Origin of the sequence: Halomonas getboli (assembly GCF_023094245.1) — a bacterium.
Classification (GTDB): Bacteria; Pseudomonadota; Gammaproteobacteria; order Pseudomonadales; family Halomonadaceae; genus Halomonas; species Halomonas getboli.
Genome location: NZ_JALMEW010000006.1, coordinates 80,969 through 100,469, shown reverse-complemented (window position 1 = coordinate 100,469; position 19,501 = coordinate 80,969). Strand labels below are relative to the sequence as shown.

At 67.0% G+C, this 19,501-nt stretch carries 18 protein-coding genes; all 18 read left to right on the top strand.

Translation table 11 applies throughout. The features are described 5' to 3' along the window. Positions 1-10: 10 nt before the first annotated feature. The 18 genes from atpB to MYL53_RS13370 all read left to right on the top strand — a co-directional run bounded on the left by atpB (position 11) and on the right by MYL53_RS13370 (position 19,468). Positions 11-874, top strand: coding sequence for a F0F1 ATP synthase subunit A (atpB, locus tag MYL53_RS13455; RefSeq protein WP_247854460.1), 864 nt, complete (start codon positions 11-13; stop codon positions 872-874). A gap of 63 nt (positions 875-937) precedes the next feature. Beyond that, entirely contained in the window at positions 938-1,186 is a 249-nt protein-coding gene (atpE, locus tag MYL53_RS13450) for a F0F1 ATP synthase subunit C (RefSeq protein ID WP_071943354.1), read from the top strand. Positions 1,187-1,256: 70 nt separating this feature from the next. Next, positions 1,257-1,727, top strand: a complete 471-nt coding sequence (locus tag MYL53_RS13445; RefSeq protein WP_247854459.1) for a F0F1 ATP synthase subunit B — start codon at positions 1,257-1,259, stop codon at positions 1,725-1,727. A 14-nt stretch (positions 1,728-1,741) separates the two neighbouring features. Then, positions 1,742-2,281: a F0F1 ATP synthase subunit delta gene (locus MYL53_RS13440; protein WP_247854458.1), complete on the top strand. Its 540-nt coding sequence runs from the start codon at positions 1,742-1,744 to the stop codon at positions 2,279-2,281. Between the two features lie 16 nt (positions 2,282-2,297). After that, a complete protein-coding gene (gene atpA, locus MYL53_RS13435; protein WP_247854457.1) occupies positions 2,298-3,842 on the top strand; it encodes a F0F1 ATP synthase subunit alpha in 1,545 nt (514 codons plus the stop codon). Between the two features lie 71 nt (positions 3,843-3,913). Continuing rightward, positions 3,914-4,795, top strand: a complete 882-nt coding sequence (gene atpG, locus MYL53_RS13430) for a F0F1 ATP synthase subunit gamma (RefSeq protein WP_247854456.1) — start codon at positions 3,914-3,916, stop codon at positions 4,793-4,795. Between the two features lie 66 nt (positions 4,796-4,861). Continuing rightward, on the top strand, positions 4,862-6,238 hold the full coding sequence (gene atpD, locus MYL53_RS13425) for a F0F1 ATP synthase subunit beta (protein WP_247854455.1): 1,377 nt from the start codon (positions 4,862-4,864) through the stop codon (positions 6,236-6,238). A gap of 24 nt (positions 6,239-6,262) precedes the next feature. After that, positions 6,263-6,694 carry a F0F1 ATP synthase subunit epsilon gene (locus MYL53_RS13420; RefSeq protein WP_247854454.1) on the top strand — a complete coding sequence of 144 codons (432 nt, stop codon included), beginning with the start codon at positions 6,263-6,265 and terminating at the stop codon, positions 6,692-6,694. A gap of 207 nt (positions 6,695-6,901) precedes the next feature. Further along, entirely contained in the window at positions 6,902-8,977 is a 2,076-nt protein-coding gene (locus tag MYL53_RS13415) for an FUSC family protein (RefSeq protein ID WP_247854453.1), read from the top strand. Continuing rightward, positions 8,967-9,182, top strand: a complete 216-nt coding sequence (locus tag MYL53_RS13410) for a DUF1656 domain-containing protein (protein ID WP_247854452.1) — start codon at positions 8,967-8,969, stop codon at positions 9,180-9,182. Before MYL53_RS13415 ends, MYL53_RS13410 begins: the two co-directional genes overlap by 11 nt. Before the next feature lie 13 nt (positions 9,183-9,195). Continuing rightward, entirely contained in the window at positions 9,196-10,140 is a 945-nt protein-coding gene (locus MYL53_RS13405; RefSeq protein WP_247854451.1) for an efflux RND transporter periplasmic adaptor subunit, read from the top strand. Between the two features lie 111 nt (positions 10,141-10,251). After that, positions 10,252-11,622, top strand: coding sequence for a magnesium transporter (gene mgtE / locus MYL53_RS13400; RefSeq protein ID WP_247854450.1), 1,371 nt, complete (start codon positions 10,252-10,254; stop codon positions 11,620-11,622). An 83-nt stretch (positions 11,623-11,705) separates the two neighbouring features. Further along, complete coding sequence (locus MYL53_RS13395; protein WP_247854449.1) at positions 11,706-12,503, top strand: undecaprenyl-diphosphate phosphatase; 798 nt, start codon at positions 11,706-11,708, stop codon at positions 12,501-12,503. A gap of 21 nt (positions 12,504-12,524) precedes the next feature. Next, the gene (locus MYL53_RS13390; protein ID WP_247854448.1) at positions 12,525-13,631 is read left to right on the top strand and encodes an FAD:protein FMN transferase; all 1,107 of its coding nucleotides are present in this window, start codon (positions 12,525-12,527) and stop codon (positions 13,629-13,631) included. A 45-nt stretch (positions 13,632-13,676) separates the two neighbouring features. Then, complete coding sequence (glmU, locus tag MYL53_RS13385; RefSeq protein WP_247854447.1) at positions 13,677-15,044, top strand: bifunctional UDP-N-acetylglucosamine diphosphorylase/glucosamine-1-phosphate N-acetyltransferase GlmU; 1,368 nt, start codon at positions 13,677-13,679, stop codon at positions 15,042-15,044. 10 nt (positions 15,045-15,054) lie between these two features. Then, positions 15,055-16,887 carry a glutamine--fructose-6-phosphate transaminase (isomerizing) gene (glmS, locus tag MYL53_RS13380; RefSeq protein ID WP_247854446.1) on the top strand — a complete coding sequence of 611 codons (1,833 nt, stop codon included), beginning with the start codon at positions 15,055-15,057 and terminating at the stop codon, positions 16,885-16,887. Between the two features lie 59 nt (positions 16,888-16,946). After that, positions 16,947-17,777: a DUF72 domain-containing protein gene (locus tag MYL53_RS13375; RefSeq protein WP_247854563.1), complete on the top strand. Its 831-nt coding sequence runs from the start codon at positions 16,947-16,949 to the stop codon at positions 17,775-17,777. Between the two features lie 344 nt (positions 17,778-18,121). Further along, entirely contained in the window at positions 18,122-19,468 is a 1,347-nt protein-coding gene (locus tag MYL53_RS13370; RefSeq protein WP_247854445.1) for a sodium-dependent transporter, read from the top strand. Positions 19,469-19,501 lie beyond the last annotated feature (33 nt).

Here is a 19,501-nt window from a genome sequence, read left to right as displayed (position 1 = left end):
GAGGCAGATCATGGCAGGCAACACCCCGACAGCGACGTCGTACATCCAGCACCATCTGCAGAACCTGACCTTCGGCTACCACCCGGAGCACGGCTGGAGCATCGCGCATTCGGCCCAGGAAGCCTCCGACATGGGCTTCTGGGCGCTTCATCTCGACACCCTGGGGTGGTCCATCGCCCTCGGCCTGGTGTTCGTGCTGCTGTTCCGCAAGGTGGCGCTCAAGGCCACTACCGGCGTGCCCAGCGGCCTGCAGAACTTCGTGGAGCTGATGGTCGAATTCGTGGACAACTCCGTAAAGGATACGTTCCACGGCAAGAGCAGATTGATCGCTCCGCTGTCGCTGACCATCTTCTGCTGGGTCTTCCTGATGAACCTGATGGACCTGGTGCCGGTGGACTTCCTGCCGATGATGGCGCAGAAGATCGCTGCCATGTTCGGCGCCGACCCGGCCCACGTCTACTTCAAGGTCGTTCCGACCACCGACGTCAATGCCACCCTCGGCATGGCGCTGTCGGTCTTCGGCCTGATCCTGTTCTACACCATTCGCGAGAAGGGCTTCTCCGGCTTCATCGGTGAGCTGACCCTGCATCCGTTCAGCTCTCCCAACAAGCTGGTGCAGGCGCTGTTCATCCCGGTCAACTTCCTGCTCGAGACCGTGACCCTGCTGGCCAAGCCGATCTCGCTCGCCCTGCGTCTGTTCGGCAACCTCTATGCCGGCGAACTGATCTTCATCCTGATCGCCATGATCGGGCTGTGGCAGCTGCCCCTGCACTTCGCCTGGGCGACCTTCCACATCCTGGTCATCACGCTGCAGGCCTTCATCTTCATGATGCTGACCATCGTCTATCTGAGCATGGCGGTGGAGAAGCACTGACGCTTCACCCTTAACCATCAACCCTTAACCACCAACCTCTAAAACTGACTGGAGAGAACCACCATGGAAGCACAAGTTCTGGGTCTGACCGCCATCGCCGTGTCCCTGCTGATCGGCCTGGGCGCCCTGGGTACCGCCATCGGCTTCGGTATCCTGGGTGGCAAGTTCCTGGAAGGCGCCGCGCGTCAGCCGGAAATGATTCCGATGCTGCAGGTCAAGATGTTCATCGTCGCCGGCCTGCTGGACGCCGTGACCATGATCGGTGTGGGTATCGCGCTGTTCTTCACCTTCGCCAACCCGTTTGTCGGTTAATTCCCTCGCCGCGGTCGCACGACCCGACGAGAGTCCTTAACCCCAAACATGTGACGCGAGAGGTGCTGGCGTGAACCTGAACCTTACCCTGATCGGCCAGGCTATCGCCTTTGCGTTCTTCGTCTGGTTCTGCATGAAGTTTGTATGGCCGCCGGTCATGCAGGCCCTGCAGGATCGTCAGAAGAAGATCGCCGATGGCCTGGATGCTGCCAGCCGTGCTTCACGCGACCTCGAACTGGCCGAACAACAGGCCAACGAGACGCTGCGCGAAAGCAAGGAGCAGGCGGCGGAAATCCTGGAGCAGGCCCACAAGCGGTCCACTCAGATGATCGACGAGGCTCGCGAGCAGGCCCGCCAGGAAGGCGAGCGCATGATTGCTCAGGCCAAGTCCGAGATTGAGCAGGAAGTGAACCGCGCGAAGGATGAGCTGCGCAGCCAGGTATCGCGGCTCGCCATCGCCGGCGCGGAGCGGGTCCTGGAAGCCTCCATCGACGAGAAGCAGCACGGCAAGCTCGTTGACCAACTTGCCGAAGAGCTTTGAGGAGGAGGTGACCCATGGCGGAACTGTCTACCGTCGCTCGCCCCTACGCCAAGGCGGCCTTCGAACACGCCGTCGGACGTAAGGCGCTCGAGGACTGGTCCGGCATGCTCACCACCGTGGCGCATGTCGTCGAAGACGACGACATGCGCCGTCGAGTGCTGGGCAACCCGCGACTTTCCGGCGCACAGAAGGTGGACGCGCTCGTCGATATCTGCGGCGATGCCGTCGACGACGATGTGCGCAACTTCCTGCGTCTGGTCAGCCAGCAGGGCCGCCTGATGGCCCTGCCGGCGATCGCCGAGCAATTCGAGCTGCTCAAGGCCCAGGAGGAGAAGCGCATCGACGTCGATATCGTCTCTGCCTTCCCGCTGGACGAAGCGCAGCAGGACAAGCTCGCGAGCGCGCTGTCCAAGCGTCTGAACCGCGAAATCTCCATTACCACTCAGGTGGACTCCACCCTCCTGGGAGGCGTGATCCTGCGTGCCGGCGACACCGTCATCGACGGTTCGGTGCGTGGTCGACTCAACCGCCTCCACGAGGCCCTTTCCGCCTGAGTCTGAGGGACATGGCATGCAGCAACTGAATCCTTCCGAGATCAGCGACATCATCAAGCAGCGTATCGAGAAGCTGGATGTCGCGACCGAAGCCCGCAACCAGGGCACCATCGTCAGCGTGTCTGACGGTATCGTGCAGATCCACGGCCTCACCGACGCGATGTTCGGTGAGATGATCGAGTTCCCCGGCGGCGTCTACGGCATGACGCTGAACCTCGAGCGCGACAGCGTCGGCGCCGTGGTGCTGGGCGACTACCTGCAGCTCGAAGAGGGCATGACCGCCCAGTGCACCGGTCGCATCCTCGAGGTGCCGGTGGGCCCCGAGCTGCGCGGTCGCGTGGTCGACGCCCTGGGTAACCCGATCGACGGCAAGGGCGAGCTCGGCACCGAGCTGACCGACGCGGTCGAGAAGGTCGCGCCGGGCGTCATCACCCGTCAGTCCGTCGACGAGCCGATCCAGACCGGCTTCAAGTCCATCGACGCCATGGTGCCGATCGGCCGCGGCCAGCGTGAGCTGATCATCGGCGACCGCCAGATCGGCAAGACCGCGATCGCCATCGACGCGATCATCAACCAGAAAGGCACCGGCGTGACCTGTGTCTACGTGGCCATCGGTCAGAAGCAGTCGACCATCGCCAACGTGGTGCGCAAGCTCGAAGAGCACGGCGCCATGGAGCACACCATCGTGGTCGCCGCCGGCGCCGCCGATCCGGCTCCGATGCAGTTCCTGGCCGCCTACTCCGGCTGCACCATGGGCGAGTACTTCCGCGACCGCGGCGAAGACGCCATGATCGTCTATGACGATCTGTCCAAGCAGGCCGTGGCCTACCGCCAGGTCTCCCTGCTGCTGCGTCGTCCGCCGGGCCGTGAAGCCTTCCCGGGTGACGTCTTCTATCTCCACTCCCGTCTGCTCGAGCGCGCCGCGCGCGTGAACGCCGACTACGTCGAGAAGTTCACCAACGGCGAAGTCAAGGGCAAGACCGGCTCGCTGACCGCGCTGCCGATCATCGAGACCCAGGGTGGCGACGTCTCCGCGTTCGTTCCGACCAACGTGATCTCGATCACCGACGGTCAGATCTTCCTCGAGACCGATCTGTTCAACTCGGGCATCCGTCCGGCCATCAACGCCGGTCTCTCGGTGTCTCGTGTCGGTGGCTCCGCCCAGACCAAGATCGTCAAGAAGCTCGGCGGCAGCGTGCGTCTGGCCCTGGCCCAGTACCGCGAGCTGGCGGCCTTCGCCCAGTTCGCCTCCGATCTGGACGAGGCCACCCGCAAGCAGCTGGAGCACGGTCAGCGCGTCACCGAGCTGATGAAGCAGAACCAGTATGCGCCGATGTCCGTGGCCGAGATGGCCGTCTCCCTGTACGCCGCCAACGAGGGCTACCTGGAAGACGTCGAGGTCAGCAAGGTGCTGGACTTCGAGCGTGCCCTGCAGGACTACATGAAGGCCGAGCACGCCGAGCTGCTCGACAAGATCAATGAGTCCGGCGACTACAACGACGAGATCAAGAGCGGCCTCAAGGCCGGTCTCGACAAGTTCAAGGCCACTCAGAGCTGGTGACCCCGGCCGGCCCGCTCCTCCCGGGGAGCGGGCCCTGGAGCTTTCTGAGGCCACGAACGGAGTAGATCGCTATGGCAGCTGCAAAAGAGATACGCACCAAGATCGGCAGCATCAAGAACACGCAGAAGATCACCAGTGCCATGGAGATGGTCGCTGCGTCGAAGATGCGCAAGGCGCAGGACCGGATGAAGGCCAGCCAGCCCTACGCCCAGCAGATCCGCAAGGTGGTCGGCCATGTCGCCGATGCCAACCCCGAGTACAAGCATCCGTGGATGCTCGAGCGCGAGGTCAAGCGGGTCGGCTACATCGTGGTGTCCAGTGACCGCGGCCTGTGCGGTGGCCTGAACGTCAACATGTTCAAGGCCGTCGTCAAGGAAGCCAAGGCCTGGCGCGACAGCGGCGCCGAGCTGGATTTCTGCGCCCTGGGCAGCAAGGCCACCTCCTTCTTCCGCAAGTACGGCGGTAGCCTGGTCGCGGCCAAGAGCGGCCTGGGCGAGGCGCCGGAAGCCGATGACCTGATCGGCAGCGTGAAGGTGATGCTGGACGCCTACGACGAGGGCAAGCTGGATCGTCTGTACGTGGTGTACAACGAATTCGTCAACACCATGACGCAGAAGCCGGTGGTGCGCCAACTGCTGCCCCTGTCGGCCGATATGGGTGCCGAGGAGCAGAACGAAGAACACAAGCGTCCCGGAAGCTGGGACTACCTGTATGAGCCGGATGCCAAGGAGCTGCTGGACAGCTTGCTCGTGCGTTTCGTCGAGGCGCAGGTCTATCAGGCGGTGGTCGAGAACGTGGCCTGCGAACAGGCCGCGCGGATGATCGCCATGAAGAGCGCCACCGACAATGCCGGCAATCTGATCGACGACCTGGAGCTGGTGTACAACAAGGCCCGTCAGGCGGCCATTACCCAGGAAATCTCCGAGATCGTCGGTGGCGCCGCCGCCGTATAACGCCGAGGAAGGGCGCATCCCTTCCGGCAATCGGGTTTCATTTGCAGGTATTTGAGAGGAACCAAGATGAGCGGACGTATCGTACAAATCATCGGCGCGGTGATTGACGTAGAGTTTCCGCGGGACGATGTTCCCAAGGTCTACGACGCGCTGAAGGTCTCGGATGCCGAGACCGTTCTCGAAGTCCAGCAGCAGCTGGGCGACGGCGTGGTGCGCACCATCGCCATGGGCTCCACAGAGGGCCTCAAGCGTGGCATGGACGTCACCAACACCCAGGCCGCCATCTCCGTGCCGGTCGGCAAGGAGACCCTGGGTCGTATCATGAACGTGCTCGGTGAGCCCATCGACGAGGCGGGCGAGATCGGCGAAGCAGAGCGCATGCCGATCCACCGCAAGGCACCGGGCTACGCCGACCAGGCCGCCACCAGCGAGCTGCTGGAAACCGGCATCAAGGTCATCGACCTGGTGTGCCCGTTCGCCAAGGGCGGCAAGGTCGGCCTGTTCGGCGGCGCCGGCGTCGGCAAGACCGTCAACATGATGGAGCTGATCCGCAACATCGCCACCGAGCACAGCGGCTACTCCGTGTTCGCCGGTGTCGGTGAGCGTACCCGCGAGGGCAACGACTTCTACCACGAGATGCAGGAGTCCAACGTTCTCGACAAGGTGTCGCTGGTCTACGGCCAGATGAACGAGCCGCCCGGGAACCGTCTGCGCGTGGCCCTGACCGGCCTGACCATCGCCGAGAAGTTCCGCGATGAAGGCCGCGACGTGCTGCTGTTCGTCGACAACATCTACCGCTACACCCTGGCCGGTACCGAAGTGTCCGCACTGCTGGGCCGCATGCCCTCCGCGGTGGGTTACCAGCCGACCCTGGCCGAGGAGATGGGCGTCCTGCAGGAGCGCATCACCTCCACCAAGACCGGCTCCATCACCTCCGTGCAGGCGGTGTACGTGCCCGCGGACGACCTGACCGACCCGTCCCCGGCCACCACCTTCTCGCACCTCGACGCGACCGTGGTACTGGCGCGTTCCATCGCCGAGCTGGGCATCTACCCGGCCATCGACCCGCTGGATTCCACCTCTCGTCAGCTGGATCCGCTGGTCGTCGGCGAGGAGCACTACAAGACCGCTCGCGGCGTGCAGGGCGTGCTCCAGCGCTACAAGGAGCTCAAGGACATCATCGCCATCCTGGGCATGGACGAGCTGTCCGACGAAGACAAGCTGGCCGTGTCCCGGGCGCGTAAGATCCAGCGCTTCCTGTCGCAGCCGTTCTTCGTCGCCGAGGTCTTCACCGGCGCTCCCGGCAAGTACGTGTCGCTGAAGGAAACCATCCGCGGCTTCCAGGGCATCCTCGACGGCGAGTACGACGAGCTGCCGGAGCAGGCCTTCTACATGGTCGGCACCATCGACGAGGCCGTCGAGAAAGCCAACCAGATGAAGTAATCCCTCCACCTGGGAGACGTCATCATGACGAAAACCTTCAAGTGCGAGATCGTCAGCACCGGTGCGTCGATCTTCTCCGGCGAAGCCGAGCAGGTCGTGGCGGCCGGTCGTGCGGGGGATCTCGGGGTGCTGGCAGGGCACACGCCGCTGCTCACCGAACTGGCCCCCGGCCCGGTGCGCATCGTCCGTGGTGGAGGTGAAGAGGATCACTTCTACGTCTCGGGCGGCTTCCTCGAGGTTCAGCCCGAGGTGGTCACCGTGCTCGCCGACACCGCCGTGCGCGCCGACGATCTGGACGAGGCCGCCGCCGAGGAGGCCCGCCAGCAGGCCATCAAGGCGATGCAGGACAAGTCCGCCGAGCTGGACTACAGCCGCGCCACGGCCGAACTGGCCGAGGCCGCTGCCCAGCTGCGGACCATCCAGCAGCTGCGCCGCAAGGTGGGCCGCAGCAGCTGAGGCTGCTCCCCACCCGGTGCACAGCGAAGCGCCCCCCGACCGAGTCGGGGGGCGCTTTCTTTTGCCGATACGTTATCGATCGCGGCGGCAGGCACAGAGAATCGCCGCCCGGCGTGGACATCGACGGCGTTCGCCTATAATATTCGCAGACTAATCGTATTCAAAGAATCTTTTTTCCGTCGTCGTTCACGCCGGTACGGGTCCCTTATGCTGCGAATCCCCGCCGATCATTGGCTGCTGACGCTGAGAACGGTGCTGGCCGCCTGGCTGGCGCTGTTCCTGTCCATGCGTCTCGATCTCTACCAGCCCGCCTGGGCGATCATGGCGGTGATGATCGTGACCCTGCAGCCGGTGATGTTCACCGGCGGCACGCCGCCGCTCGGCATCATCATCGGGCGCAGCCTGGCGCGGCTGTTCGGCACCCTGTTCGGCTCCATCGTCGGCCTGGTGCTGATCGTGCTCACCGGTCAGCAGCCGATGCTCTATCTGCTGTGCGCCGGCGCCTGGCTGGCCTTCTGCCTCTACTGGGTGATGCTCGAGCAGGACGAGCACATCGGCTACGTGATGATGCTCAGCGGTTACACCTCGACGCTGGTCTCGCTGACCGCGATCGGCACCGACGTGAATAACATCTGGTCCGTCGCCCAGGGACGCTTCAGCGAGACCGTGCTCGGCATCGGATGCGCCCTGGTGGTGCATGTCGCCATCGCGCCGCGTTTCGGCAGCCGCGCGCTGCCGGAGGCGCTGTCCGAGTTCCTGTCCTGTGCGGCGGGCGAGACGCTATCGACCCTGGACGCCGCGCGCCCCCGCGAGACCCGCGACGCCAGCTCCACGATGTTGCTCGGACACTACCAGCAGTTCCAGAAACTGCGCGGGTTGACGCGTCTGGAGACCCGCCGCCTCAGCCATTTCATCCCCGCCCTGGATCGCTTCGCCAGCGACAGCCTGGCGCTGCTGACCGCGGTGCGCGAGCTGGAAACGGCGCTCGACTACCTGCGCGAGTGCGACGACGGTGACGTCTGGCTAGAGCAGCTGAAGCGGCAGGCCATTCCTCTGCTGCAGGCGATTCAGGCGGCGCCGGACGGCATGCCCGGCGAGCGCCTGCCGCTGAGCGACTTCGACTGGGACGAGGACGCGGTCGCGCCGCGTTCCCGCGCGCGGGCCGAGCTGGTGAGGCAGCGCCTGGGCGAGGTGCTGGGGCTGCTGCAGCACGGCCGTCGCCTGCGCCATGCCCTCGACGATCCCGCCTCGGCCAAGGTCAGGACGCTGCCCTGGTCGCGTCGCTCGCGCACCACGCACAACGAGCACTTCGTCGCGCGCTACAACGCCTTTCGCCTGTTCATCGCCTTCGAACTGCTTGGCCAGTTCTGGATTCACAGCGGCTGGCACTCCGGCTATCTGGCGATGATGCTGCTCGGCGTGTTCACCATGCTGTTCGCCAAGGCGCCGAACCCGGCCGCGGTGGTCTATCAGTTCATGTGGGGAACGATTGCCGCCGTCATTCTCGGCGGCGTCCTGCTGTTTCTGGTGCTGCCGGTGATCAACGGCTTCCCGCTGCTGGCGATCGCCATCGGCATTCCGATCGCCATCGGCACGCTGATGACGCCGCATCCCCGCGTCGCCGCCATGGGGCTGGCCGGCGCTATCACCATGATGACGCTGCTCAACCTGCATTCGACCTACACCTTCTCGCCGGTCTCGTACATCAACGGCGGGCTGGCCTCGATCATCGGCACCGTGGCCGCCATGTTCACCTACGCGCTGCTGCGTCAGCGCTCTCCTGCCGAGCGCATCGAGACGCTGATGGCGGCCTACTGGCGCGGCCTGGGCCGGCTGCTACGCGAGCCGAGCCTGCCCAACCGGGCGCGGCTGGAGAGCCGACTCTACGACCGTCTGGGCCGGCTCATCGCTCTCGGCGGCAGCGACCGTGCGCTGCGCGAGGCGGTCGACCTGCACGCCCTGGCGCTGTGCGTATGGCGCATTCGCCGCCAGCGGGACGACATCGGCCCCCTCCGCACCGAGCTCGAGGCCTGGCTGGCGGACATCGGTGAGCGTCTGGTGGCACGGCGCCACCACGACCCGGCGGTGTGGCGCGAGCTGGCCGATCAGGCGCTGGCCTGGGTCCAGCGTCTCTATCGCGAGACGCGGCTGCCGATCGCCACCATCGGCGAGTTCGCCATGCTCAGCCACCTGATGCGCGACGCCCCGGGCATCGAGTTCGAGAACGCCGTCGACGCGAATGCGCCCCCAACCGTGACGGGAGAGGCAAGACATGCTGACTGAATGGTCGTTTCTCGGTTTTCTGGTTCCCCCGCTGACCGTGCCGATCCTGGTGGCGCTCGCGGCCTATCTGCTGGCGCGTCGGATCTTCGTTCGCATGGGGTTCTACCATTGGTTCTCGCAGCCGGTACTGGTGGATATCGCCTTGTACGCGCTGTTGCTGTGGGCCGTCTTGACGCTTACCGGCTCACTGCCGATTGCAGGATGAGGAGCAGGAATTGATGAACTCGCCAACCGGACTCCGCAAGACCGGGCGACTGCTGCTGACGCTGGCGCTGGTCGCCGCCGCCGTGGTGGCCGTCGCTCGGATCTGGGAGCACTACATGCACGACCCCTGGACCCGCGACGGTCGCATCCGCGCCGACGTGGTCAACCTGGGCACCGACGTCGCCGGCCTGGTGGACGAGCTGAAGGTTCACGACAACCAGCTGGTGCATCAGGGCGACGTGCTGTTCACCATCGACAAGCGGCGCTACCGGCTGGCGCTCGACCAGGCACAGGCCAACCTGCACCGGCTCGAGCAGCAGCGCGACGAGGCTCAGGCCGCCAACAGCCGGCGCCAGCGGCTGCAGAACTACGTCTCTCAGGAAGATCGGGACAACGTGCGCTTCTCGCTCGCCTCCGCCCAGGCCGCCGTGGAGGAGGCCCAGGTCAAGGTCGACAAGGCCGAGCTGGACCTGGAGCGCGCCACGGTGCGCGCGCCCGTCGATGGCTATGTCACCAACCTGCTGCTGCGCCCGGGCCAGTACGTCACCACCGGCACCGACGCCATGACGCTGGTGGACGCCGACAGCTTCTATGCCCTCGGCTATTTCGAGGAGACCAAGCTCGACAGCATCGAGGTCGGCGCGCCGGTGCGGATCCAGTTGCTGTCACGCGCCGCGCCGCTCTGGGGGCATGTGGAGAGCTTCTCGCGAGGCATCAGCGATGGCAGCCTCGGCAGCCAGGGCAGCGGCCTGGCCGACGTCACCGCCTCCTTCGACTGGGTGCGCCTCTCCCAGCGCATTCCGGTGCGGGTCGCCTTCGACGACCTGCCCGCCGACATCAAGCTGTCGGCGGGCCTCACGGCCACCCTCTATCTCGACAGCGACCGTCAGTCGCGCGAGTCGGCCTCGGACTGGTGGAAGCCGATCCGTCGCTGGTGGGAAGGCCTGGTCAGCATCTGAGCGAGCCTCTCGGAGGGGGAAGCTGACGCCCTCCGCGCCCTGTGCGATCATGACGCCCCCTGGCCGAGCCGGGGGCGTTTTCGTTCGCGCCGGCACAGGGAGGACACCATCATGCCACTCAGCGATGCCCTGAATCGCCACAAGGAAGGCCTGCTTGCCGCTCTCGAGGCGGACGATCGCGCGCGTCTGAGCGCCCAGTTGCCGGAGCTGCGCTCCGCCGACATCGCCGAGATTCTCCAGGATCTGCTCGAGGACGAGCAGGAGCTGCGCGCCCGGGCGTTGCTGGACTGCCTGCCGCTGGAGCGCCGTGCCAGCGTCATGGGCCACCTGCACGGCGAGGAGCAGCTGTCGATCGCCGCCGGCATGAGCGATGACCGGCTGCAAGCGGTGCTCGAGGAGATGGGCGGCGACGAGCGCGCCGACCTGTTCAAGGTCCTCGACGACGACCGTCGCGAGGCGCTGCTGCGCCGCATGGCCCATCAGGAGCGCGAGGAGCTCAAGCGCCTGGCGAGCTACGAGGAGGGCACCGCCGGGGCGCTGATGACCTCCGATTACGTGGCCATTCCCGCCGGCATGACGGTGTCCCGGGCGATGATGCGCGTACGCCAGACCGCGCCGGACGCCGAGACGGTCTATCAGCTTTACGTGATCGACCCCGAGGGCCGGCTGGCCGGCACCATGTCGCTGCGTCAGCTGATGGTGGCCCGGCCCGGGGCCCGGGTCGACGACATGATGATCCATGACGTCATCCACACCACCGTGGACACGCCTCAGGAAGAGGTGGCGCGGATCGTGGCCCGCTACGACCTGCTGGCGCTGCCGGTGGTCGACGAGGCGCGTCGCCTGGTGGGCATCGTCACCCACGACGACGCCCTGGACGTGATGGAGTCCGAGGCCACCGAAGATATCCACAAGGGGATGTCGATCGGCGCCCTGGAAGACGGCGTCATCCGGGTGCCGCTGTGGAGCCTGTATCGCAAGCGGGTGACCTGGCTGGTGCTGCTGGTGTTCGGCAACCTGCTCTCCGGGGCCGGCATCGCCCACTACCAGGCGACCATCTCGGCCCAGGTGGCGCTGGTGTTCTTCCTGCCGCTGCTGATCGGCAGCGGCGGCAATGCCGGCGCCCAGGCCGCCACGCTGACGGTGCGTGGCATGGCCACCGGCGACGTCGGCGTGCGCGACTGGGGCAAGCTGTTCGGCCGCGAGCTGCTGGTAGCCGGCTCGCTGGGACTGACCATGGCCCTGGCCGTGGCGCCGATCGGCGTGTTCCGCGGCGGCGAGGCGGTGGCCATGGTGGTGGCGATCAGCATGATCGCCATCGTGCTGTTCGGCAGCCTGCTGGGCTTGTGCCTGCCCTTCGTGCTCGACCGCCTGGGCTGGGACCCGGCCACCGCCTCGGCGCCGCTGGTCACCACCCTGATCGATGCCTCCGGGGTGCTGATCTACTTCGGCATCGCCACCACGGTGCTTGGCGTCGGCTGATGGAACGGACGGACGAGATCGCGATCTGTATGCTCTTGCTGCCCGACCCTATTCACCTTGTCTACTGATCGAGACCCTTGCCCATGGATTGGTTACAGATCGTCGTCCTGTCGCTCGTTCAAGGACTGACAGAGTTCCTGCCCGTTTCCAGCTCCGCGCACCTGATCCTGGTGCCGGTATTCTCCGACTGGCCCGACCAGGGCCTGGCCTTCGACGTGGCTCTTCATCTGGGCAGTCTCTCGGCGGTGGTGCTCTACTTCCGCCACGAGCTGGTGACCATGACGGCCAGCTGGGGCCGCAGCGTCGCCGGCCGCGGCACCGACGACGACGCCCGTCTGGCCTGGTGGGTGATCCTGGCGACCATCCCGGTGGGGCTGGCGGGCCTGGCCTTCGCGGACACCATCTCGGAGGTCATGCGTTCGCCGCTGGTGCTGGCCGGCGGGCTGATCGTGTTCGGGGTAGTGCTGGGCATCGCCGACTGGCGCCATCGCGGCACGCGCAGCGAGTACCGCCTGAGCTGGCGCGACGCCCTGTGGATCGGCCTGGCCCAGGCCCTGGCGCTGATTCCCGGCACCTCGCGTTCGGGCATCACCATGACCGCGGCGCTGATGCTGGGCCTGACCCGCGAGGCCGCGGCGCGCTTCTCCTTCCTGCTGTCGATCCCGGTGATCGTGCTGGCCGGCGGCCTGGAAGCCCTGGACCTGGTCGAGGCCTCGGCCCCGGTGGCCTGGGGCGATCTGGCGGCGGGCACCGTGCTGTCCGGCGTCAGCGCCTACCTGTGCATCCACTTCTTCCTGGCCTTCATTCGCCGCATCGGCATGCAGCCCTTCGTGGTCTACCGGCTGTTGCTGGGGGTGGCCCTGATCTGGCTGTTTGGTTAAAACCCCTTCACTGGAGCTTCCATGTCACTCCCGCACCTTCGCTTCGCCTTCCTGACGCTGCTGCTGGTCGCCCTGCTGGCCGGCTGCTCGGAGCGGACCCTCGAGACGCCGGTGGGCATCGAGGGCGATATCTTCGGCACCTTCTATCAGGTCGAGATCTCCGATCCGATCACCGCCTCGCGTCGCGACGAGCTGAAGGCCGGCATCCTCGACGAGCTCCACGGCGTCGATGCCTCCATGTCCACCTACCGCGACGATGCCGAGCTGGTGGCCTTCGATCACTCGCCGCTGGGCGAGTGGCAGACGCTCTCCGCGCCCCTGATCGAGGTGCTGTCGATCGCCCACCGGGTGGGCGAGGCCAGCGGTGGCGCCTTCGACGTCACCGTGGGCGGGCTGGTCAACCTGTGGAGCTTCGGCCCCGAGGCGCGCCCCCGCGAGGTGCCGGCGGACGATCTGATCGAGCAGCGCCTGGCCGAGGTCGGCATGGATACCCTCGAGATCGACGCCGATCACGGCCGCGCGCGCCGCCTGAAGGATGTCTTCGTCGACCTTTCCGGCGTGGCCAAGGGTTATGCCACCGACCGGGTCGCGGCCTACCTGGCCTCCCAGGGCATCGACAATTACCTGGTCAACATCGGCGGCGAGCTCGAGGTGGCCGGCCATCGCGACGACGAGGGCGACCCCTGGCGTATCGGCGTCGAGATCCCCCGCGACGGTCGGCCTCGGGCCAAGTTCGTGCTGCCGCTGGAGGACACCTCGGTGGCCACCAGCGGCGACTATCGCAACTACTTCGAGGAAAATGGCCGGCGCTACTCGCATACCATCGATCCGCGCACCGGGCGGCCGATCCAGCATCGTCTGGCCTCGGTGACGGTGGTGGACGACTCCAACGCCCGTGCCGACGCCTGGGCCACCGCCATGTCGGTGCTCGGCGAGGACGAGGGCATGGACCTGGCCGTCGAGCGTGGCCTGGCGGTGCTGATGCTGGTGCGCAACGACGCCGGCGACGGCTGGAACAGCCAGGCCAGTCCGGCCTTCGCGGCGCGCTTCGGACGCGACAAGCTCGAGGGCATGGGCATCGAGGTGGTCGACGGGCCGGCCGACGGCGTGGCAGCCGAGGCCCCCTAGGCACTAGAATGGCTCGATTCAACGATTGATCGACAAGGAGTCGCGATGAGCCTCGACGTGGTGATACTGGCGGCCGGGCAGGGCACCCGGATGCGTTCGACCCTGCCCAAGGTGCTGCACCGCCTGGCCGGGAAGCCCCTGGTGCGGCACGTGATCGACACCGCCGCCGGCCTCGAGGCCGATCGCACCCACGTGGTGGTCGGCCACGGCGCCGACCGCGTGCGCGAGGCGCTGGCCGACTGCTCGCTGCGCTTCGCCCGCCAGACCGAGCAGAAGGGCACCGGTCACGCCGTGGCCCAGACCCTCGATCATCTCGGCGACGGCAAGGTGCTGGTGCTCTACGGCGACGTGCCGCTGACCCGTCGCGACACGCTGCGCGACCTGCTGGCGCGGGTCGACGAACAGCACATGGGCCTGCTCACCGTGACCCTCGACGATCCCACCGGCTACGGCCGCGTGCTGCGCGACGAGGCCGGCGAGGCGGTGGCCATCGTCGAGCACAAGGACGCCTCCGAGGCCGAGCGTGCGGTGCGCGAGTGCAACACCGGCATCATGGCCATGACCGCCGCCCAGCTGCGCCGCTGGCTGCCCCAGCTGTCCGCCGACAACGCCCAGGGCGAGTACTACCTGACCGACGTCATCGCCATGGCCGCCGCCGAGGGCGTGAAGATCGCTACCGCCCAGCCGGCCAGGGCGCTGGAGGTCGAGGGCGTCAACAACCGCCTGCAGATGGCGCAGCTGGAGCGCGCCCATCAGCGCGACATCGCCGCGTCGCTGATGACCGCGGGCGTGGCCCTGGCCGATCCCGAGCGCCTGGACGTGCGCGGCACCCTGACCTGCGGCCACGACGTCGAGATCGACGTGGGCTGCGTGTTCGAGGGCCACGTCGAGTTGGGCGAGGGCGTGCGCATCGGCCCCTACTGCGTGATCCGCGACAGCCACGTCGGCGCCGAGACGGTGATCGAGTCCCACAGCGTGCTCGAGGGTGCCGTGGTGGCCGGTCACAATCGCATCGGGCCCTTCGCCCGGCTGCGTCCCGGCTCGCGCCTGGCGGTGGGGGCCAAGGTCGGCAACTTCGTCGAAACCAAGAACGCCGAGGTGGGCGAAGGCAGCAAGATCAACCATCTCAGCTACGTGGGCGACGCCCGGCTGGGCCGCGACGTCAACGTGGGCGCGGGCACCATCACCTGCAACTACGACGGCGCCAACAAGCATCATACCGAGATCGGCGACGGCGCCTTCATCGGCTCCAACAGCGCCCTGGTGGCGCCGATCCGCGTCGGCAAGGGGGCCACCGTGGGTGCCGGCTCCACGCTGAGCCGCGACGTGGCGGACGACACCCTGGCGGTGAGCCGTGGACGCCTGATCAGCAAGGACGACTGGCAGCGGCCGGTCAAGAAAGACGACCTCTAAGGAGCGAACCATGTGTGGCATCGTCGGCGCCGTCGCCCAGCGCAACGTACAGGGCATCCTGCTGGAAGGGCTCAAGCGGCTCGAGTATCGCGGCTACGACTCCGCCGGCATGGCGGTGCTGGGCCGTGACGGACGGCTCGAGCGCCGTCGCGCCCTGGGCAAGGTCGCGGCCCTGGAGGAGAAGCTGGTCGCCGCGCCGCTGGCCGGCCACAGCGGCATCGCCCATACCCGCTGGGCCACCCACGGCCGGCCCAGCGAGGAGAACGCCCACCCGCACCAGTCCGGCGAGCGTCTGGCGCTGGTGCACAACGGCATCATCGAGAATCACGAGGCGCTCAAGGCCGAGCTCGAGGCCGACGGCTATGTCTTCGGCTCCGAGACCGATACCGAGGCCATGGCGCACCTGATCGCCCGCGAGGCCGAGGGCGGCGACCTGCTGGCCGCGGTGCAGCGCGTGCTGGCGCGGCTCGACGGCGCCTATGCGCTCGGCGTGGTGCATGCCGACGAGCCCGGCGTGGTGATCGGCGCCCGCCAGGGCAGCCCGCTGGTGGTCGGCGTTGGCATCGAGGAGGCCTTCCTGGCCTCCGACCCGCTGGCGCTGCTGCAGGTCACCGATCGCTTCATCTATCTGGAAGAGGGTGACGTGGTGCGTCTCTCCGGCGCCGGCCGGGTGGAGATCTTCGACGCCGCCGGCACCGCCGTGGAGCGCCCGGTGCAGACCTTCGAGCACGGCGACGGCGCGGCCAGCAAGGGCGGCTATCGCCACTTCATGCTCAAGGAGATCCATGAGCAGCCGGCGGTGATCGCCGCGGCCCTGGAAGGGCGGCTCGGCGATCGCAGCGTGCTGGTGGAGAGCTTCGGCCCCGAGGCCGAGGCGCTGTTCGGCGAGGTGCGCCAGATCCACCTGGTGGCCTGCGGCACCAGCTATCACGCCGGCATGGTGGCGCGCTACTGGCTGGAGCGCTACGCCGGGGTGCCGGTGCAGGTCGAGGTGGCCTCGGAGTTTCGCTACCGCCGCGTGGTGGTGCCCGACGGCACGCTGTTCGTGACGCTGTCCCAGTCCGGCGAGACCGCCGACACCCTGGCCGCGCTGCGTTTCGCCAAGCAGCTCGGCTACCTGGGCAGCCTGGCGATCTGCAACGTGCCTGGCAGCTCGCTGGTGCGCGAGTCGGACCTGACGCTGATGACCCAGGCCGGCCCCGAGATCGGCGTGGCCTCGACCAAGGCCTTCACCACCCAGCTCACCGCGCTGATGCTGCTGACCCTGGCGCTGGGCCGCGTGCGCGGCCAGGATGCCGAGGAGCAGGCAGAACTGGTCGAGGCGCTGCGCCGCCTGCCGGCCCGGGTCGGCGAGGTGTTGGCGCTGGACCCGGCCGTGGAGGCGCTGTCCGCGGCCTTCGCCGAGAAGCACCATGCACTCTTCCTGGGCCGCGGGCCCGAGTTTCCGGTGGCGCTGGAGGGCGCGCTGAAGCTCAAGGAGATCTCCTACATCCACGCCGAGGCCTATCCGGCCGGCGAGCTCAAGCACGGCCCGCTGGCGCTGGTCGACGCCGAGATGCCGGTGATCGCGGTGGCGCCCAACGACGCCCTGCTCGACAAGCTCAAGTCCAACCTCCAGGAGGTGCGGGCCCGGGGCGGCGAGCTGTTCGTGTTCGCCGACGAGGGCGTGGCGCTGGAGGACGGCGAGGGCATCCGCGTGCTGCATCTGCCCCACGTGGAGGCCGCCCTGGCGCCGATTCTCTATACCGTGCCGCTGCAGCTGCTCTCCTACCACGTCGCCGTGCTCAAGGGCACCGATGTCGATCAGCCGCGAAACCTCGCCAAGTCCGTGACCGTGGAGTGAGGGACGAGGCCGCCGCACCGGTCGCAGGCGGGCCGCCGCGACTGCACCTCGGCCTGCCGATGTGGGCCAACCCGGACTGGCGCGGCGGCCTCTACCCGCCCCACGGCGGCAGCGACGACCTGCTGGTCGACTACGCCCGGGTATTCTCGGCCGTGGAGGGCAACACCACCTTCTACAGCGGCGCGCCCCGCGCCGAGACGGTGGCCGCCTGGGCACGCCAGGCGCCGCCCGGCTTCCGCTTCTGTTTCAAGCTACCGGCCGAGCTGACCCACCAGCGACGCCTGGCCGACATCGAGGCTGCGTTCGACGACTTCCTGGAGGCCCTGGCGCCGCTGCATGATCGACTGGGTCCGCTGCTGGTTCAGCTGCCCCGCGATTTCGGTGCCGAAGAGCTCCCGCGCCTGCAAGCCCTGCTATCGCGGTGGCCGAGCTGGCTGCCCTGTGCGGTCGAGGTGCGCCACCGTGAGTTTTTCCACAAGGGGACGGCCGAGGCGGCATTCAACAGGTTGTTGATAAGTCAAGGCGCCAATCGGGTGATGCTCGACGTGCGGCCGCTGTTTTCCACCGCCGCCGGCGATCATCCGGGCATGCAGAAGGCCCAGCACGAGAAACCGAGACGCCCGTTACATGTGATTTCCACAGGGGAATGTCCCGTAGTGCGTTTTATCGGCAATGTTGACGAGTCGATCAATATCGGCTATTTCACGCCCTGGATCGAACGCCTCGCCCTGTGGATAAAACAGGGGAAAACCCCTTTCCTGTTTGTGCATACCGCCGACAATCGCCGTGCTCCGCAGCTGGCTCGCCGGCTCCATGCCTCGGTGGCGGCGCGGGCCGGACTGCCGCCGCTGGCCGACTTTCCGGGCGAGCGTCAGGCCACGCTGTTCTAAGCCGTCGAGCGCGTTTTTCACGATGCGGGCCATGCCCCGCGCGGTTTTGCCGCCATGGGTGGCCTCCGGGCGGACGATCGGATATGTTACGACTCGCTCGTCACTTGCCATCGAATATCGTGGACCCTCACGCCTAACCCCGGTGAGGCGTCGCGGTGTTTCCTTGCGGTTTCCACCTGCCACTCCTCCGGTGGAAACGTAGCCCTGGCAGTGATCCTGCTTGGCATGCGTTATGCCCTTGAATGCGATGTGCCGAGATCCGGCGCAGCGTGGACGTGGCGACAACAATCAGAACGTCATCGCATCCGATCGATCGATGGCGACACGACCCTTCAAGGTGAATTATGTCCCTCAAGCAACAGCAACACGCGCACTGGTCGTCCCGGCTGGGCTTCATCCTCGCGGCCACCGGCTCCGCGGTCGGCCTGGGCAATATCTGGAAGTTTCCCTACATGGTGGGCGAGAGCGGGGGGGCGGCCTTCGTGCTGGTCTACCTGCTGTGCATCGCCCTGATCGGCCTGCCGATCCTGGTCACCGAATGGATGATCGGCCGCCGCGGGCAGAACAACCCGGCCAACGCCATGGCCGACCTGGCCAAGGCCTCCGGTCGCACCCGGGCCTGGATGCTGGTCGGCATCCTCGGCATTCTCGGCGCCTTCCTGATCCTGTCCTTCTATAGCGTGATCGGCGGCTGGTCGCTGTACTACACCCTGAACTCGGTCACCGGCGCCTTCAGCGGCCAGGACGCCGACGGCATCGGCGCGCTGTTCAATGCCATGCTGGGCAGCCCCGGCCTGCTGCTGGCCGGCCACTCGGTGTTCATGCTGTTGGTCATCGGCATCGTGGCGCGCGGCGTGACCAAGGGCATCGAGAGCGCGGCGCGCCTGATGATGCCGGCGCTGGGCGTGCTGCTGGTGGTGCTGGTCGGCTACGGCATGACCACCGGCTACTTCGGCCAGGCCGTCTCCTACCTGTTCAATCCGGACTGGAGCAAGCTGACCGGCGAGACCGTGCTGGCGGCCCTGGGCCACGCCTTCTTCACCCTGTCGCTGGGCATGGGCATCATGATGGCCTACGGCTCTTACCTGGGTGAGGACGTGAACCTGCTCAAGACCGCGCGCACGGTGGTGATCATGGATACCGTGATCGCCCTGGGCGCCGGCCTGGCGATCTTCCCGCTAGTGTTCGCCCACGACCTCGACGTGGCTTCCGGCCCGGGGCTGATCTTCGTCACCCTGCCGCTGGCGTTCGGCCAGATGGGTGGCGGCATCGTGGTCGGCCTGATGTTCTTCCTGCTGCTGACCTTCGCCGCCCTGACCTCGGCCATCTCGCTGCTCGAGCCGGTGGTGGAGTTCGTCGAGGAGCGCACGCCGCTGCCGCGAGTGGGCGCCGCCCTGGTGTCGGGCGTGGCCGCCTGGGCGCTGGGCATCGCCGCGCTGTTGTCGTTCAACCTGTGGAGCGACCCGGTGCTGTTCGGCCTGAACATCTTCGACCTGCTCGATCGGGTGACCAGCAAGTTCCTGCTGCCACTCACCGGCCTGGGCGCCATCGTGTTCTCCGCCTGGTATCTCGACAAGGAGAGCGTGCGCCGCGAGCTCGGCATGGACGTCTACGACTTCAGCCTGTGGAGCCTGATCACGCGCTTCATCGCGCCGATCGGCGTGGCGGTGGTGTTCTTCACCAGCCTCTGAGGCAGTGGCGATCCCGGGACATGTCTCCCGCGC